Below are 15,280 nucleotides of genomic sequence, written 5' to 3'. Positions count from 1 at the left end.
GATTATGTCATTAACAAAATCTGATAGAAGACAGAGAATTAAATTCAGAATTAGAAAAACGATTAGTGGTTCTGCTACTAAGCCAAGACTATCTGTATTTAGAAGTAACAAAGAAATTTACGCACAACTTATTGATGATGTAAACGGAGTTACTTTATTAGCTGCCTCTTCAAGAGAAAAAGAAATAGGTAAAGGTACGAACGTAGAAATTGCAAATGCAGTTGGAAAACTAGTTGCAGAGAAAGCGTTAAAAGCTGGAATTGATGCAGTAACTTTCGATAGAGGAGGATACTTATATCACGGTCGTATTAAATCATTAGCAGAAGGCGCAAGAGCGGCTGGACTTAAATTCTAATATATTATGTCTAAATACAAAAATGTAGAATTGGTAAAACCAAGTGGTCTTGAACTTAAAGATCGTCTGGTAAGTGTTAATCGTGTTACTAAAGTTACAAAAGGTGGTAGAGCTTTCGGTTTTTCTGCTATTGTAGTTGTAGGTGATGAAAATGGAGTAGTTGGTCACGGATTAGGAAAATCTAAAGACGTTTCTGAAGCAATTGCGAAAGCAGTAGAAGATGCTAAGAAAAATTTAGTAAAAATTCCTTTGAATGGACAATCTGTTCCTCACGAACAAAAAGGTAAATTTGGTGGTGCACGTGTATTCTTAATTCCTGCGTCTCATGGTACAGGAGTTATTGCTGGTGGAGCTGTTCGTTCAGTTCTTGAGTCAGTAGGTATTCACGATGTATTATCTAAATCTCAAGGATCATCAAATCCTCATAACGTAGTGAAAGCAACTTTTGATGCTTTATTACAAATGAGAAGCGCTTATACTGTTGCAAAACAAAGAGGTGTTTCTTTAGAAAAAGTTTTTAAAGGTTAATTCAAGGAAATTATGGCTAAATTATTAGTAAAACAAGTAAGAAGCAAAATCAACTGTCCTCTTTCTCAAAAAAGAGGTTTGGAAGCTTTAGGTCTACGTAAAATGGGACAAGTTGTAGAGCATGATTCAAATCCTGCTATCCTTGGGATGATAAACAAAGTTAAACACTTAGTTTCTGTTGAAGAAGCTAAATAACAAATACTGTTATGAATTTAAGTAACTTACAACCAGCTGAAGGATCAACGCACAATCAAAATAAAAGATTAGGTAGAGGAGAAGGTTCTGGAAAAGGTGGCACTGCTGCAAGAGGTCACAAAGGAGCAAAATCTCGTTCTGGTTATTCTAAAAAGATTGGTTTTGAAGGAGGGCAAATGCCACTTCAAAGACGTGTACCTAAGTTCGGTTTCACAAACATCAACCGTAAAGAATACGAAGGTGTAAATTTAGATACGCTTCAATTATTAGTAGACAATGGTATTGTTACAGATTCTGTTGATATGGCAGTTTATGTAGCTAATCGTCTAGCTACCAAAAATGAAATCGTTAAGATTTTAGGTAGAGGAGAATTGAAAGCAAAATTAAAAGTAACTGCTCACAAATTTACTGCTACTGCAAAAGCTGCTATTGAAGCTGCTGGTGGAGAGGCTGTAACAATATAATTTTTCTATTGTATGAAGAAATTTATTGAATCAATAAGTAATGTTTGGAAAATCGAAGAACTAAAAAATAGAATCTTAATTACTTTAGGTCTTCTTTTAGTATATCGTTTTGGAGCACACGTTACGCTTCCTGGAATTGATGCAACGCAATTGACTGGTTTAGCGGGACAAACAAAAAATGGTTTAGGATCTATTCTAGACATGTTCACCGGAGGTGCATTCTCTAAAGCTTCAGTTTTTGCTTTAGGTATTATGCCTTATATTTCTGCGTCTATTGTTGTACAGTTAATGGGAATTGCGATTCCGTATTTACAAAAACTTCAAAATGATGGAGAGAGTGGTAGAAAAAAAATTAATCAGATAACACGTTGGTTGACTATTGTTATTACACTAGTTCAAGGACCAACTTATATCTATAATTTATATAGAACATTACCTAGTAGTGCATTCTTACTAGGTTTTAATTCTTTTGAGTTTTTATTTTCTTCTGTGATAATCTTAGTTACAGGTACAATTTTTGCCATGTGGTTAGGAGAGAAAATTACAGATAAGGGTATTGGAAATGGAATTTCATTGTTGATTATGGTTGGTATATTAGCTCGTTTTCCACAAGCTTTTATTCAAGAATTTACAACCAGAGTTACAAATAACAATGGAGGACCAATGTTATTAGTTATCGAAATTATTATTTGGTTATTAGTTATTATTTCTTGTGTACTGTTGATTATGGCAGTTCGTAAAATTCCAGTTCAATACGCTCGTCGTACTACTTCAGGAGATTATGAGCAAGATTTGATGGGAGGAAATAGACAATGGATTCCACTTAAGCTTAATGCTTCTGGGGTTATGCCAATCATTTTTGCACAAGCAATTATGTTTATTCCTGCAGCTGTAGCCGGATTATCAAAATCAGATACATCACAATCAATTGTTGGTGCTTTTAGTAATATGTTTGGATTCTGGTATAACTTTGTATTTGCAACTTTAATAGTTGTATTTACTTTCTTTTATACTGCAATTACAGTACCTACTAATAAGATGTCTGATGATTTAAAGAGAAGTGGTGGTTTCATTCCAGGTGTTAGACCAGGTGTTGAGACTTCAGATTATCTTGATAAAGTGATGTCTTTAATAACTTTCCCAGGATCTTTATTCCTTGCTTTGATTGCTGTGTTCCCGGCTATTGTTGTAAGTTTTATGGATGTACAACAATCTTGGGCAATGTTTTTTGGAGGTACCTCGTTAATAATTATGGTTGGTGTTGCAATAGATACTATTCAACAAATTAACTCATATTTATTAAACAAACATTATGATGGTTTAATGAAGACTGGTAAAAATAGAAAAGCAGTAGCTTAATTTTTATATGGCAAAACAATCAGCAATAGAACAAGACGGATCAATCATTGAAGCATTGTCAAATGCGATGTTCCGTGTAGAATTAGAAAATGGACATATAGTAATCGCTCATATTTCTGGAAAAATGCGTATGCATTATATCAAATTATTACCTGGTGATAAGGTGAAACTGGAAATGAGCCCTTACGACTTGTCAAAAGCAAGAATTACTTATAGATATTAAAGGATATTCACTATGAAAGTTAGAGCATCAGTAAAAAAGAGAAGTCCCGAGTGCATCATTGTGCGTAGAAAAGGGAGATTGTACGTAATAAACAAAAAGAATCCTAGATTTAAACAAAGACAAGGATAATTATGGCAAGAATAGCAGGGGTAGATATCCCAAAAAATAAGAGAGGTGTTATAGCACTTACCTATATCTTTGGATTAGGAAGAAGTAGAGCTATTGAGATTTTAGAGAAAGCTCAAGTAAGCCAAGATAAAAAAGTTCAAGAATGGAATGATGATGAGATCGGAGCAATTCGTGAGGCAGTATCAGTTTTCAAAATTGAAGGAGAATTACGTTCTGAAGTTTCTTTGAACATCAAGCGTTTAATGGATATTGGTTGTTATAGAGGTATCCGTCATAGATCTGGTCTTCCGTTAAGAGGACAAAGAACTAAAAACAACTCTAGAACAAGAAAAGGTAAAAGAAAAACTGTTGCTAACAAGAAAAAAGCAACTAAATAATAAGTAATATGGCTAAAGCAACTGCAAAAAAACGTAAAGTTATCGTTGAATCAACGGGTGAAGCTCATATTTCTGCCACTTTCAACAACATTATCATTTCTTTGACTAATAAGAAAGGTGAAGTTATTTCTTGGTCTTCAGCTGGTAAAATGGGTTTCAGAGGTTCTAAAAAGAACACTCCGTATGCAGCTCAAATGGCAGCAGAAGATTGTAGTAAAGTAGCTCTTGAGGCAGGACTTAAAAAAGTTAAGGTTTATGTAAAAGGACCAGGAAACGGACGTGAGTCTGCTATCCGTTCTATTCATAACGGTGGAATTGAAGTTACTGAGATTATCGATGTTACTCCAATGCCTCACAACGGATGTCGTCCTCCTAAAAGACGTAGAGTTTAATACTCAAAAATTATAGTATAACCTAGATTGAATATAGATTATCGAAGGATAAGACCTGAATTCATAATCTCAATCTTAAACAATTTAAAATGGCAAGATATACTGGTCCTAGTACAAGAATCGCTCGTAAATTTGGCGAAGCAATCTTCGGAGATGATAAATCTTTCGAAAAAAGAAATTACCCACCTGGACAACACGGGATGGCTAAAAAAAGAGGAAAAAAATCTGAGTATGCTGTTCAGTTAATGGAAAAGCAAAAAGCTAAATATTCTTACGGAATTTTAGAAAAACAATTCAGAAATTTATTCGAAAAAGCATCAGCTACTAAAGGAGTTACTGGTGAAGTTTTATTACAATTATGTGAAGCAAGATTAGATAACGTAGTTTTTAGAATGGGTATCGCTCCTTCTAGAAGAGGTGCACGTCAGATTGTATCTCACAGACACGTTACTGTAAATGGTGAAGTTGTTAATATTCCTTCTTACCACCTTAAGCCTGGTGATAAAGTTGCTGTTCGTGAAAAATCTAAATCTTTAGAGGCTATCGAACGTTCTTTATCAAATTCAAGTCATGTTTATGAATGGATTACTTGGAACAATGATCTTAAAGAAGGAACTTTTGTTTCTGTACCTGCGAGACTTCAAATTCCAGAAAACATTAAAGAACAATTAATCGTAGAGTTGTACAACAAATAATAATTGACTTAGTCGAAATTTATGGCAATATTTAATTTTCAAAAGCCCGATAAAGTTATCATGATCGATTCAACCGATTTTGAAGGTAAATTCGAATTTAGACCTTTAGAACCTGGTTATGGATTGACTGTTGGTAATGCACTTAGAAGAGTTTTGCTTTCAGCATTAGAAGGTTATGCAATTACATCTGTTCGCATTGAAGGTGTAGATCATGAGTTTTCTACTATCTCAGGTGTTGTTGAAGATGTTACCGAAATTATCCTTAATCTTAAACAAGTTCGTTTCAAGCGTCAAATTGAAGATATCGATAATGAAGCAGTTACTATTTCTGTTTCTGGTAAAGATCAATTAACAGCAGGTGATTTTCAAAAATTTATTTCAGGTTTCCAAGTTCTGAACCCAGATCTTGTTATCTGTAATTTAGATAGTAAAATTAAACTGAATTTCGATTTAACTATCGAAAAAGGTAGAGGATACGTACCTGCTGAGGAGAACAAAAAACAGAATGCTGCAATTGGAACTATTTTTACAGATTCAATTTTTACTCCGGTAAAAAATGTAAAATACGCAATTGAAAACTTCCGTGTTGAGCAAAAGACAGATTACGAGAAATTAGTTTTTGAAATAAAAACTGATGGATCTATTAATCCTAAAGATGCTCTAACTGAAGCTGCTAAAGTTTTAATTCACCACTTCATGTTATTCTCTGACGAAAGAATTACACTCGAGGCTGACGAAATTGCACAAACAGAATCGTATGATGAAGAGTCATTACATATGAGACAATTGCTTAAAACTAAGCTTGTTGATATGGATTTATCTGTGAGAGCATTAAATTGCTTGAAAGCGGCTGAAGTTGATACACTTGGTGATTTAGTATCGTTCAATAAAAATGACCTAATGAAATTCCGTAATTTTGGTAAAAAATCTTTAACTGAACTTGATGAACTTGTTGCAGTTAAGAATTTAACTTTCGGGATGGATTTAGCTAAATACAAACTAGATAAAGAATAATCTAATTCGCCTTGGCGAGTTAAATTTAACATAGCAATGAGACACGGAAAAAAATTCAATCACTTAAGCAGACAGACTGGACATAGAAAAGCTATGTTAGCTAATATGGCTTGTTCTCTTATTGAGCACAAACGTATTAACACTACTGTTGCTAAAGCTAAAGCGCTTAAACAATTCGTTGAGCCTTTAATCACAAAATCAAAAGAAGATACGACTCACAACCGTCGTATTGTTTTTGCATACTTACGTAGCAAATATGCTGTAACTGACTTGTTCAGAGATGTAGCTGCTAAAGTAGGAGACCGTCCAGGTGGATACACTCGTATCATTAAAGTTGGAAATCGTTTGGGAGATAACGCTGATATGGCGATGATCGAACTTGTTGATTTCAATGAACTTTACAATGGAGGTAAAAAAGAAGTTAAAAAAGCAAAAAGCCGTCGTGGTGGAAAAGCAAAGAAAGCTGAAGAGACTTCTGAAGCTCCTGCTGCTGATACAGAAACGACAACTGAAGCTTCTGAATAATTATGAAGATAATCATTCAATAAGAATTAAGGATAAACTAGTTACTAGTTTATCCTTTTTTTTTGTTTTTTCTAATCTAAAAATACAATAATCTAACACTTTGGCTTCTTAGGGTTTTATTTTTAGAGATGAATTTTTTAAAAAACCTTGCACTCGCTCTTTTAAAAAATTAAATTTGCAAAATATCTAATTACAAATGAAATACACAACACGACAAAGCGCTATTCTTTTACTAAGTGACGGAACAATTTTTCACGGAAAATCAATCGGAATCAGTGGTACTACTTTTGGTGAAGTTTGCTTTAATACCGGAATGACAGGATATCAGGAGATTTTTACTGATCCTTCTTATTTTGGTCAGATTATGGTTGCAACCAATGCACATATTGGAAATTATGGTGTAAATGATTCTGAAGTAGAGTCAGATAGCATTAAAATTTCTGGATTGGTTTGTAAAAACTTTAGCTTCAATTATTCTCGCGAAGATGCTACAGAGAGTTTGGAGTCTTATTTTATAAAAGAAAATCTTATTTGTATCTCTGATGTTGATACAAGAGCATTGGTGAGTTATATTAGAGATAACGGAGCAATGAACGCTGTTATATGTACAGACGGAACTTCTATTGAAGATTTAAAAATAGCATTGGCAAATGTTCCGAATATGGAAGGTTTGGAATTGGCGTCTAAGGTTTCGACAAAAGAGCCTTATTTTTATGGAGATGAGAATGCTACTTATAAAATATCTGCTTTAGATTTAGGAATTAAAAAGAACATCTTACGTAATCTTGCAAAAAGAGATTGCTATATTAAGGTTTTTCCATACGACTCTACTTTTAAAGATTTATCAGCATTTAATCCAGATGGGTACTTCTTGTCAAACGGTCCTGGTGATCCAGATCCTTTATTTGGTGCAATAGAAGTTGCAAAAGACATATTGGCAAATGATAAACCATTGTTCGGTATCTGTTTAGGACACCAAGTTATTGCTTTGGCAAATGGAGTTTCTACTTATAAAATGTTTAATGGACACCGCGGGATAAACCATCCAGTTAAAAACATCATTACAGGAAAAGGGGAGATCACTTCTCAAAATCATGGTTTCGCTGTTAATAAAGAGCAATTAGATAATCATCCAGATTTAGAGATTACCCACTTGCATCTTAATGACGAAACTGTGGCTGGTATGCGTATGAAAAACAAAAACTGTTTCTCTGTACAATATCATCCTGAAGCTAGTCCTGGTCCTCATGATTCTTCTTATTTATTCGATCAATTTATTGAGAATATAAAAGGGAATTAAACTAAAACGATTGAGTTAATAAATAAAAGTATTTTATTGCTAAGGAACTTATTTAGTGTCAGATATTTTTATAATTTCGAAAAATATTTATAATTTAATAATAAAAAATAGAAATAATGAGTATTATAATAAAAATTCACGCAAGACAAATTTTTGATTCTAGAGGTAATCCTACTATTGAAGTTGATGTAGTTACAGAAAACGGAGTTTTAGGAAGAGCAGCAGTTCCATCTGGAGCTTCTACTGGAGAGCATGAAGCGGTTGAGTTACGTGATGGTGGAAAAGCTTTTTTAGGTAAAGGAGTTTTGAATGCAGTGAAAAATGTAAATACTATTATTGCTGAAGAGTTAATTGGTATTTCTGTCTTTGAACAAAATGTTATTGATCAAACTATGATTGATTTAGACGGAACTCCAAATAAATCTAAATTAGGAGCAAATGCTATTTTAGGTGTTTCTCTTGCAGCTGCAAAAGCTGCGGCTAATGAATTAGGATTGCCTTTATATAGATATGTAGGTGGAGTTTCTGCAAATACATTACCAGTTCCAATGATGAATATCATCAATGGAGGTTCTCATTCTGATGCTCCGATTGCTTTTCAAGAATTTATGATTTTTCCAGTAAAAGCAACTTCGTTTTCACACTCTATGCAAATGGGAACTGAAATTTTCCATAGCTTGAAAAAAGTGTTACATGACAGAGGATTAAGTACAGCTGTAGGTGATGAAGGAGGTTTTGCTCCAAACTTGCCAGGAGGTACAGAAGACGCTTTGGATACTATTAAAAAAGCGGTTGAAAATGCAGGATATACTTTTGGTGACGAAATTATGATTGCTCTTGACTGTGCTTCTGCTGAATTTTATGTAAACGGTAAATATGATTACTCAAAATTTGAGGGAGAAACTGGAAAAGTAAGAACATCTGCTGAGCAAGTTGATTATTTAGCTGAATTAGTAGCTAAATACCCAATTATTTCTATCGAAGATGGAATGGATGAAAACGACTGGGATGGATGGAAATTACTTACCGAGAAAATTGGACATAAAGTACAATTAGTAGGTGATGATTTGTTTGTAACTAATGTTGAGCGTTTATCTACAGGAATCGAAAAAGGAATAGCAAATTCTATTCTTATTAAAGTAAACCAAATTGGAACATTAACAGAAACTATTGCTGCTGTTAATATGGCTAAAAATGCAGGTTATACTTCAGTAATGTCTCACCGTTCGGGAGAAACAGAAGATAATACAATTGCAGATTTAGCAGTTGCATTAAACTGTGGTCAAATTAAGACAGGTTCGGCTTCTCGTTCGGATCGTATGGCTAAATACAATCAATTGTTAAGAATTGAAGAAGAACTAGGGACTACTGCTTATTTCCCAGGATTAAAAGCTTTTAAAATAAAATAATTGTAAGATTATATATTACTTTGAGCCATTCGTGAAAACGAATGGCTTTTTTTTTGAGTTTTAACAAATTCATAGCAAGATTCCTTTTTTAGTTAGTCTTAAATTCCTTAGATTTGATAAATTATTATTTAAAAGATTTATTTCCGATTATATTATGTCAAAAATAGCTACCCTAGAAGTAGATGGTAAGAAAATTGAACTTCCGGTTATAACTGGAAGCGAAAATGAATCTGCTGTCGATATTAACAAATTACGTGATTTAACTGGCTTCATTACACTTGACCCAGGATATAAAAACTCAGGTTCTTGCACAAGTGAGATTACTTTCTTAGATGGAGAATTAGGAATTTTACGTTATAGAGGATATTCTATCGAAGACTTAGCTGAGCAAGCAAGTTTTCCTGAGGTGTCTTACCTTTTAATTTTTGGAGAATTACCAACTGCTCAACAATTAGCACAATTTGATGCTGATATTAAAAAGCATACTTTGGTAAACGAAGAAATGAAAAACATCATTGACGGTTTCCCAAAAACTGCTCATCCTATGGGTGTTTTGTCTGCTTTGACAAGCGCTTTAACAGCTTTTAATCCAAAAGCAGTGAATGTAGAAAATGAAAAAGAAATGTATGAGGCTATCTGTAAAACTATAGCTAAGTTTCTTGTTATTGCTACATGGACTTATAGAAAAACAATGGGTTACCCATTAAACTACTATGATAATACAAAAGGATATGTTGAGAACTTTATGCAATTAATGTTTAAATTGCCTACAGGACCTTACTCAGCAAATCCTATCGTTGTTAATGCATTAGATAAATTATTCATTTTACATGGAGATCATGAGCAAAATTGTTCTACATCTACAGTAAGAATGGTTGGTTCTTCTCATGCTGGTTTGTTTGCTTCGATTTCTGCTGGAGTTTCTGCACTTTGGGGGCCACTTCACGGAGGTGCAAATCAAGCAGTTCTTGAAATGCTAGAAGAGATCAATAAAGACGGTGGAGATACAGATAAATTCATGGCGAAAGCCAAAGATAAAAATGATCCATTCCGTTTAATGGGATTTGGTCATAGAGTTTACAAAAACTTTGATCCAAGAGCTAGAATTATTAAGAAAGCTGCAGATGAAGTTTTAAATACATTAGGTGTTGATGATCCAATTTTAGCAATAGCTAAAAAACTTGAAGCAGCAGCTCTTGAAGATGAGTATTTTAAATCAAGAAGTTTATATCCTAACGTAGATTTCTACTCAGGAATCATTTACAGAGCATTAGGAATTCCTACTGATATGTTTACAGTTATGTTTGCTATCGGAAGATTACCAGGTTGGATTGCGCAATGGAAAGAAATGCGTGAAAATAAAGAACCAATCGGTCGACCTAGACAAATATATACAGGTCATCCTTTAAGAGAATTCAAATCGAATAAATAAAATTCAATTTAAAGCTTCACTTAACTGTGAAGCTTTTTTTTATCTTTGTCGAAATCAAATAATAGAATATGTTACAATTAAATGTAAAGAACGAAACATCAAGATTACGGGCAGTAGTTTTGGGATCTGCAGTTCATAACGGACCTACGCCAACTATTGAGGAAGCGTATGATCCGAAATCATTGGAGCATATTAAGGCAGGAACTTATCCAGTAGAGTCTGATATGGTTGCCGAAATGGAAGCTTTTAATGCAGTACTTCAAAAATACAATGTGACAGTTTTTCGTCCAGAAATGATTGAAAATTACAACCAAATTTTCGCTAGAGATATTGGTTTTGTGATAGATGATGTTTTTGTAAAATCAAATATTTTACCTGATAGAGAACGTGAGTTGGATGCAATCCAATACATAATAGATCAAATGGATCCTAATAAAGTAGTTCGTCCACCCGAAGAAGTACATATAGAAGGAGGAGATGTTATGCTTTGGAATGATCATATATTTATAGGGACTTACAAAGGAAGTGACTATAAAGATTATATTACTGCGAGAACAAATATGCATGGAGTTGAATTTATCAGAAATTTATTTCCTAATAAAACAGTAAAAGAGTTTGATTTAGTTAAATCTAAAATCGAAGCTCGTGATAATGCTTTGCATCTTGATTGTTGTTTTCAGCCGGTAGGAAAAGATAAGGGGATTATTTATAGAAGAGGATTTCGTGAAGAAGCCGATTATAGATATCTAGTAAATCTTTTTGGTAAAGAAAATTTATTTCATATCGAGAGAGAAGAAATGTATTGTATGAATTCGAATGTTTTCTCGATAGATACAAATGTTGTTGTGTCTGAGAAAAATTTTACAAGATTAAATAATTGGCTAAGAAGTAATGGGTTTGTTGTAGAAGAAATTCCATATGCCGAAATAGCTAAGCAAGAAGGATTATTGAGATGTTCAACATTACCATTAATTCGAGATTAATTTAATATCAAAAAAATGAAACAAACTACAAACGCAATAGTAATGATTCGCCCAGTGGCATTCCGTATGAATGAGCAAACGGCAGTAAATAATTATTATCAAAAAGTGTTAGACGGACTTTTACCAGCAACAGTAAATGCTAAGGCACAACAAGAGTTTGATACTTTTGTTGAGAAGTTAAGAGCAGTTGGAGTAGATGTAACCGTTGTAGAAGATACTCTAAATCCTGATACACCAGATAGTATATTCCCAAATAACTGGGTTTCTTTTCATGAAAATGGAGATGTGGCATTGTATCCTATGTTTGCAGAAAATCGTCGTCAGGAGCGTCGTGAGGATATCTTAGATATGCTAGAAGAAAAAGGATTCGAAATAAATAATATAGTCGATTATACATCGGCAGAAGAAGATGGATTTTTCCTAGAGGGAACAGGAAGTTTACTTTTGGATAGAGCAAATGGAAAAGCATATTGCGCCTTATCGCCAAGAGCAGATGAAGAGTTATTCATAGAATTTTGCGAAGATTTTGATTACGCACCAGTTATTTTTGAAGCATTCCAAACTGTTAACGGAGAGCGAAAGTTAATTTATCATACAAACGTTATGATGTGTTTAGGAGAAACGTTTGCTGTAATTTGTGCTGATTGTATCGATGATAAAAAAGAACGTAAAATGGTTCTTGAAAATCTTAAAGCCGATAAAAAAGAAGTAATCTTAATTACAGAAGCTCAAGTAAATAATTTTGCAGGAAATATGCTTGAAGTTCGTGGTACAAATGATAAGAAATATATTGTAATGAGTGCTTCAGCACATCAAAGTTTAACCCCAAAACAAATTTCGCAATTAGAAAATCATGCTGAAATTTTAAGTTCAAGTTTAGATACCATCGAGGCTTGTGGCGGAGGAAGTGCAAGATGTATGATGGCAGAAGTGTTTTTGCCAAGAGCATGATAAAATAGAATTATAAAAAAAGGGATAAATTAATATTTATCCCTTTTTTTGGTTTTCAGCGAAATTAAAATTACATTAAATTCACTTTAATTATATTTATAATAGCACTTACTATATATTGTATTCCAATAGCAATTACAATAAAGCCTACAATCCTAGAAATTGCAACAATACCAGAAGCACCTAGGATTTTGGCAAGATAATGTGCACTCCTAAGAATAATGAAAATTACAAAAGCAATTGCTAGAATTGCAAGAGAGCCTATTATAACTTCGGTAGTTTGGTGGTGTTCTTGGTAAAAAGCAATTAACAAAGATATCGACCCAGGACCAGCAAGCATAGGTATTGCTAATGGTGTAAGAGCGATGTCATTTCTTTGTTGAGCATCAGTTTCTATCTTTTTATTTATACCTCTTTTCTTGTTGAATTTACCTGAAAGTAATGAGAATCCGGAGTTTACAATTATAATTCCTCCAGCAATACGAAGAGCATCGATACTAATCCCGAAAAAAGTCAGCATGTATTGTCCGACAAAAAACGAAACAATTAAAATTAGGAAAACATTTATCGCAGTCCATAAAGAAATTCTGGAACGCTCTTTCTTAGAGTCGTGCTGTGTTAATCCTACAAAGATAGGAACAGTTCCTATTGGGTTTAATACCGAAAAAAGAGCGGCAAATAAGTAAATAAATAGATCCATAAAGTCTGGTTTAGTATTGTAAAAATAGTCTTTTTCAAAGATATGATTACAGTTTAATCAGCGGATTCTTGTTTTTATTGAAAAATAACTAAACTTTTTAAATCAATCAAGAGCTAAGCCTTTTTGATTACTTTTGTATAATACAATTAAGACAATGAAAAATAAAAAAACAGTAGTGCTTGGAGCAACTACAAAACCTGATAGATACGCTTTTTTAGCCATAAATAAATTAGTAGAAAAAGGACATACAGTATTGGCAATTGGTCAAAATACTGGAGAAGTTGCGGGAGTAAAAATACATACAAAAGCTATTCCGCTTAAAAATATCGATACAATAACTTTGTATTTAAATCCGGCACGTCAGCGTGATTATTACAATTACATCGTAGAAGCTAAACCTAGACGAGTAATTTTTAACCCAGGAACCGAAAATCCAGAATTATATCAATTGTTAGAACTTAATAATATTAAAGCTGAAGTAGCATGTACATTGGTTTTACTAACTACAAATCAATATTAGTTTTATAAAATAAGCAATTATTGTTTTTAGGAGCTATTTCCAGCTATCCGCTATATCTTTTTCTGGTAGAAAAAACCAGAAAAAGGATGTCGCTTTTATCTGGGCTAGACCCGAAAATAGACAATAGTAATAATTAGTTTCAAAATGTAATACTTAAAACATTTTAAACTTCTGATTTTTATAAACAAAAGTCGGGTAAACCCGCAAATTTAGTATTTTTGCCCTCATGGAATTTTCTTCAAAATTAATAGAAAAAGCAGTCAACGAGATGTCGCAATTACCAGGAATAGGTAAGCGCACAGCTTTGCGATTGGTTTTGCACTTATTAAAGCAACCTAAAGAGCAAACAGGATTTTTAGCCGAAGCACTTACAACAATGCGTGCCGATATTAAATTTTGCGAAAGCTGTCATAATATTTCCGATGTTGCAGTTTGTGAAATTTGTGCCAATACATCCAGAAATCATCAAACTATTTGCATAGTCGAAGATATTCGTGATGTAATGGCAATAGAAAATACGGGTCAATACAAAGGTATTTACCATGTTTTGGGAGGGAAAATTTCGCCTATAGAAGGAGTAGGGCCAAGTCAGTTAAATATAACTAGTTTAGTCGAAAAGGTAAAACTTGGAGGAGTAAATGAAATCATATTTGCTTTAAGCTCGACTATGGAAGGAGATACTACCAATTTTTATATCTACAAACAAATAGCCGATGTTGATATCATAATCTCAACAATCGCACGGGGAATTGCAGTGGGTGATGAACTAGAATATGCAGATGAAGTTACTCTTGGGCGAAGCATATTACAAAGAGTTCCATTCGAAAAAACCTTCAAAAATCATTAACTGATTCTTTAATCAAAATCGATATTTTCTAAATAGTAAATGAAAAGCTATATTTGCTGTTAAAATTCTACAAATGAACAAAAACTCTTTTTATCTGTTGCTGCTTATTGGAGCACTTTTCACTTCTTGTATACCATTAAATGATTTAGTTTATTTACAAGATAAAGGAGCAACTGGAACAGAAAGTAATATTGCCGCTGTAGAATCAAAACCATATCGTTTGCAAACAAATGATGTTTTAAGCATTGATATAAAAGCTATTGATCCCAAATTAGTTGCAATTTTTAATACTACAGAAAAAGTAAGCGGACAAAATTCTGCGCGTTCAGAGGCAGGTTTGTATTTTGATGGTTTTACGGTAGATGATCATGGAAATATTAGAATGCCAATTCTAGGAGAAATCAATGTTATGGGATATACACTTGAAGAAGTGCGTATTAAAATTGAGAAACAATTATTAGATGAACATTTTAAAGCAGAGGCTAATATTTTTGTTACAGTAAAGCTTGCTGGTTTTAGATATACAGTAAATGGAGAAATAGGATCTCCAGGTACCAAAACACTTTTTCAGCAAAATGTAAATGTAATGCAAGCTATCGCTAACTCTGGCGATATTACAATTACAGGAAACAGAAAGGCAGTTACCATAATTCGTCAATCACCTACAGGAGTCGAAATGCACGATATAGATCTTACTGATCTTAATGTAATGAAATCTCCTTACTACTATTTGCAGCCAAATGACTATATATATGTAAAACCACTTAAGCAAAAAACTTGGGGAACAGGTAAAACAGGAATAGAGTCTATAGGAACAATAATTACGATAATTTCTTTGGCAACAACTACATTTTTACTTTTAAAACTTTAAAAACCTACTAA

General features: G+C 33.2%; 21 protein-coding genes. 20 read left to right on the top strand and 1 reads right to left on the bottom strand.

Annotated features, from left to right (window positions below; genetic code table 11):
- Positions 1 to 4: 4 nt before the first annotated feature.
- The 17 genes from rplR (at position 5) to ctlX (ending at position 12,331) form a co-directional block, all read left to right on the top strand.
- Positions 5 to 355 (top strand): 50S ribosomal protein L18, encoded by a 351-nt coding sequence (gene rplR, locus IW20_RS05185; RefSeq protein ID WP_035619631.1) that lies wholly within the window; start codon positions 5 to 7, stop codon positions 353 to 355.
- Between the two features lie 3 nt (positions 356 to 358).
- Complete coding sequence (gene rpsE, locus IW20_RS05180) at positions 359 to 883, top strand: 30S ribosomal protein S5 (RefSeq protein ID WP_085950271.1); 525 nt, start codon at positions 359 to 361, stop codon at positions 881 to 883.
- A 12-nt stretch (positions 884 to 895) separates the two neighbouring features.
- Complete coding sequence (gene rpmD / locus IW20_RS05175; protein WP_017495010.1) at positions 896 to 1,078, top strand: 50S ribosomal protein L30; 183 nt, start codon at positions 896 to 898, stop codon at positions 1,076 to 1,078.
- Between the two features lie 11 nt (positions 1,079 to 1,089).
- The gene (gene rplO, locus IW20_RS05170) at positions 1,090 to 1,542 is read left to right on the top strand and encodes a 50S ribosomal protein L15 (RefSeq protein ID WP_035619628.1); all 453 of its coding nucleotides are present in this window, start codon (positions 1,090 to 1,092) and stop codon (positions 1,540 to 1,542) included.
- A 12-nt stretch (positions 1,543 to 1,554) separates the two neighbouring features.
- Positions 1,555 to 2,901, top strand: coding sequence for a preprotein translocase subunit SecY (gene secY, locus IW20_RS05165; RefSeq protein WP_035619626.1), 1,347 nt, complete (start codon positions 1,555 to 1,557; stop codon positions 2,899 to 2,901).
- Positions 2,902 to 2,908: 7 nt separating this feature from the next.
- Positions 2,909 to 3,124, top strand: a complete 216-nt coding sequence (gene infA / locus IW20_RS05160; protein ID WP_007136545.1) for a translation initiation factor IF-1 — start codon at positions 2,909 to 2,911, stop codon at positions 3,122 to 3,124.
- A gap of 12 nt (positions 3,125 to 3,136) precedes the next feature.
- Positions 3,137 to 3,253, top strand: a complete 117-nt coding sequence (gene ykgO, locus IW20_RS25730) for a type B 50S ribosomal protein L36 (protein WP_072945378.1) — start codon at positions 3,137 to 3,139, stop codon at positions 3,251 to 3,253.
- A gap of 2 nt (positions 3,254 to 3,255) precedes the next feature.
- On the top strand, positions 3,256 to 3,630 hold the full coding sequence (rpsM, locus tag IW20_RS05155; RefSeq protein WP_035619623.1) for a 30S ribosomal protein S13: 375 nt from the start codon (positions 3,256 to 3,258) through the stop codon (positions 3,628 to 3,630).
- Positions 3,631 to 3,638: 8 nt separating this feature from the next.
- Positions 3,639 to 4,022, top strand: coding sequence for a 30S ribosomal protein S11 (gene rpsK / locus IW20_RS05150; protein WP_007803677.1), 384 nt, complete (start codon positions 3,639 to 3,641; stop codon positions 4,020 to 4,022).
- Positions 4,023 to 4,111: 89 nt separating this feature from the next.
- On the top strand, positions 4,112 to 4,717 hold the full coding sequence (rpsD, locus tag IW20_RS05145) for a 30S ribosomal protein S4 (protein ID WP_035619621.1): 606 nt from the start codon (positions 4,112 to 4,114) through the stop codon (positions 4,715 to 4,717).
- Positions 4,718 to 4,738: 21 nt separating this feature from the next.
- Positions 4,739 to 5,731, top strand: coding sequence for a DNA-directed RNA polymerase subunit alpha (locus IW20_RS05140; RefSeq protein WP_026109818.1), 993 nt, complete (start codon positions 4,739 to 4,741; stop codon positions 5,729 to 5,731).
- Between the two features lie 36 nt (positions 5,732 to 5,767).
- Positions 5,768 to 6,256: a 50S ribosomal protein L17 gene (gene rplQ / locus IW20_RS05135; protein ID WP_035619618.1), complete on the top strand. Its 489-nt coding sequence runs from the start codon at positions 5,768 to 5,770 to the stop codon at positions 6,254 to 6,256.
- 196 nt (positions 6,257 to 6,452) lie between these two features.
- Positions 6,453 to 7,556: a glutamine-hydrolyzing carbamoyl-phosphate synthase small subunit gene (gene carA / locus IW20_RS05130; RefSeq protein ID WP_035619616.1), complete on the top strand. Its 1,104-nt coding sequence runs from the start codon at positions 6,453 to 6,455 to the stop codon at positions 7,554 to 7,556.
- Between the two features lie 116 nt (positions 7,557 to 7,672).
- Complete coding sequence (eno, locus tag IW20_RS05125) at positions 7,673 to 8,965, top strand: phosphopyruvate hydratase (protein WP_035619615.1); 1,293 nt, start codon at positions 7,673 to 7,675, stop codon at positions 8,963 to 8,965.
- 154 nt (positions 8,966 to 9,119) lie between these two features.
- The gene (locus tag IW20_RS05120; RefSeq protein WP_035619614.1) at positions 9,120 to 10,397 is read left to right on the top strand and encodes a citrate synthase; all 1,278 of its coding nucleotides are present in this window, start codon (positions 9,120 to 9,122) and stop codon (positions 10,395 to 10,397) included.
- Between the two features lie 68 nt (positions 10,398 to 10,465).
- Entirely contained in the window at positions 10,466 to 11,380 is a 915-nt protein-coding gene (locus IW20_RS05115) for a dimethylarginine dimethylaminohydrolase family protein (RefSeq protein ID WP_035619612.1), read from the top strand.
- 15 nt (positions 11,381 to 11,395) lie between these two features.
- Complete coding sequence (gene ctlX, locus IW20_RS05110) at positions 11,396 to 12,331, top strand: citrulline utilization hydrolase CtlX (protein WP_035619609.1); 936 nt, start codon at positions 11,396 to 11,398, stop codon at positions 12,329 to 12,331.
- 70 nt (positions 12,332 to 12,401) lie between these two features.
- On the opposite strand, the gene IW20_RS05105 is transcribed toward ctlX, so the two are convergent.
- Complete coding sequence (locus IW20_RS05105) at positions 12,402 to 13,031, bottom strand: MarC family NAAT transporter (protein WP_035619608.1); 630 nt, start codon at positions 13,029 to 13,031, stop codon at positions 12,402 to 12,404.
- Between the two features lie 154 nt (positions 13,032 to 13,185).
- Between IW20_RS05105 and IW20_RS05100 the strand changes: the two genes are divergently transcribed.
- The 3 genes from IW20_RS05100 to IW20_RS05090 all read left to right on the top strand — a co-directional run bounded on the left by IW20_RS05100 (position 13,186) and on the right by IW20_RS05090 (position 15,269).
- Positions 13,186 to 13,551, top strand: a complete 366-nt coding sequence (locus tag IW20_RS05100) for a CoA-binding protein (protein WP_035619605.1) — start codon at positions 13,186 to 13,188, stop codon at positions 13,549 to 13,551.
- Between the two features lie 226 nt (positions 13,552 to 13,777).
- Complete coding sequence (recR, locus tag IW20_RS05095) at positions 13,778 to 14,398, top strand: recombination mediator RecR (RefSeq protein ID WP_035619603.1); 621 nt, start codon at positions 13,778 to 13,780, stop codon at positions 14,396 to 14,398.
- Positions 14,399 to 14,471: 73 nt separating this feature from the next.
- On the top strand, positions 14,472 to 15,269 hold the full coding sequence (locus IW20_RS05090) for a polysaccharide biosynthesis/export family protein (protein ID WP_035619601.1): 798 nt from the start codon (positions 14,472 to 14,474) through the stop codon (positions 15,267 to 15,269).
- The last annotated feature ends 11 nt before the right edge of the window (positions 15,270 to 15,280 follow it).

The organism is Flavobacterium hydatis, from assembly GCF_000737695.1.
GTDB lineage: Bacteria > Bacteroidota > Bacteroidia > Flavobacteriales > Flavobacteriaceae > Flavobacterium > Flavobacterium hydatis.
This window is presented reverse-complemented; position numbering and strand designations above follow the sequence as displayed.

Excerpts from the sequence above, each read along its gene's own strand:
- rpmD (WP_017495010.1), top strand. The coding sequence starts at position 896 with ATGGCTAAATTATTAGTAAAACAAGTAAGAAGCAAAATCAACTGTCCT.
- IW20_RS05115 (WP_035619612.1), top strand. The coding sequence starts at position 10,466 with ATGTTACAATTAAATGTAAAGAACGAAACATCAAGATTACGGGCAGTA.
- rpsM (WP_035619623.1), top strand. The coding sequence starts at position 3,256 with ATGGCAAGAATAGCAGGGGTAGATATCCCAAAAAATAAGAGAGGTGTT.
- IW20_RS05120 (WP_035619614.1), top strand. The coding sequence starts at position 9,120 with ATGTCAAAAATAGCTACCCTAGAAGTAGATGGTAAGAAAATTGAACTT.
- rpsD (WP_035619621.1), top strand. The coding sequence starts at position 4,112 with ATGGCAAGATATACTGGTCCTAGTACAAGAATCGCTCGTAAATTTGGC.
- rplR (WP_035619631.1), top strand. The coding sequence starts at position 5 with ATGTCATTAACAAAATCTGATAGAAGACAGAGAATTAAATTCAGAATT.
- ctlX (WP_035619609.1), top strand. The coding sequence starts at position 11,396 with ATGAAACAAACTACAAACGCAATAGTAATGATTCGCCCAGTGGCATTC.
- IW20_RS05105 (WP_035619608.1), bottom strand. The coding sequence starts at position 13,031 with ATGGATCTATTTATTTACTTATTTGCCGCTCTTTTTTCGGTATTAAAC.
- IW20_RS05100 (WP_035619605.1), top strand. The coding sequence starts at position 13,186 with ATGAAAAATAAAAAAACAGTAGTGCTTGGAGCAACTACAAAACCTGAT.
- rpsK (WP_007803677.1), top strand. The coding sequence starts at position 3,639 with ATGGCTAAAGCAACTGCAAAAAAACGTAAAGTTATCGTTGAATCAACG.
- rplQ (WP_035619618.1), top strand. The coding sequence starts at position 5,768 with ATGAGACACGGAAAAAAATTCAATCACTTAAGCAGACAGACTGGACAT.
- recR (WP_035619603.1), top strand. The coding sequence starts at position 13,778 with ATGGAATTTTCTTCAAAATTAATAGAAAAAGCAGTCAACGAGATGTCG.
- rplO (WP_035619628.1), top strand. The coding sequence starts at position 1,090 with ATGAATTTAAGTAACTTACAACCAGCTGAAGGATCAACGCACAATCAA.
- secY (WP_035619626.1), top strand. The coding sequence starts at position 1,555 with ATGAAGAAATTTATTGAATCAATAAGTAATGTTTGGAAAATCGAAGAA.
- IW20_RS05090 (WP_035619601.1), top strand. The coding sequence starts at position 14,472 with ATGAACAAAAACTCTTTTTATCTGTTGCTGCTTATTGGAGCACTTTTC.
- ykgO (WP_072945378.1), top strand. The coding sequence starts at position 3,137 with ATGAAAGTTAGAGCATCAGTAAAAAAGAGAAGTCCCGAGTGCATCATT.
- infA (WP_007136545.1), top strand. The coding sequence starts at position 2,909 with ATGGCAAAACAATCAGCAATAGAACAAGACGGATCAATCATTGAAGCA.
- IW20_RS05140 (WP_026109818.1), top strand. The coding sequence starts at position 4,739 with ATGGCAATATTTAATTTTCAAAAGCCCGATAAAGTTATCATGATCGAT.
- carA (WP_035619616.1), top strand. The coding sequence starts at position 6,453 with ATGAAATACACAACACGACAAAGCGCTATTCTTTTACTAAGTGACGGA.
- eno (WP_035619615.1), top strand. The coding sequence starts at position 7,673 with ATGAGTATTATAATAAAAATTCACGCAAGACAAATTTTTGATTCTAGA.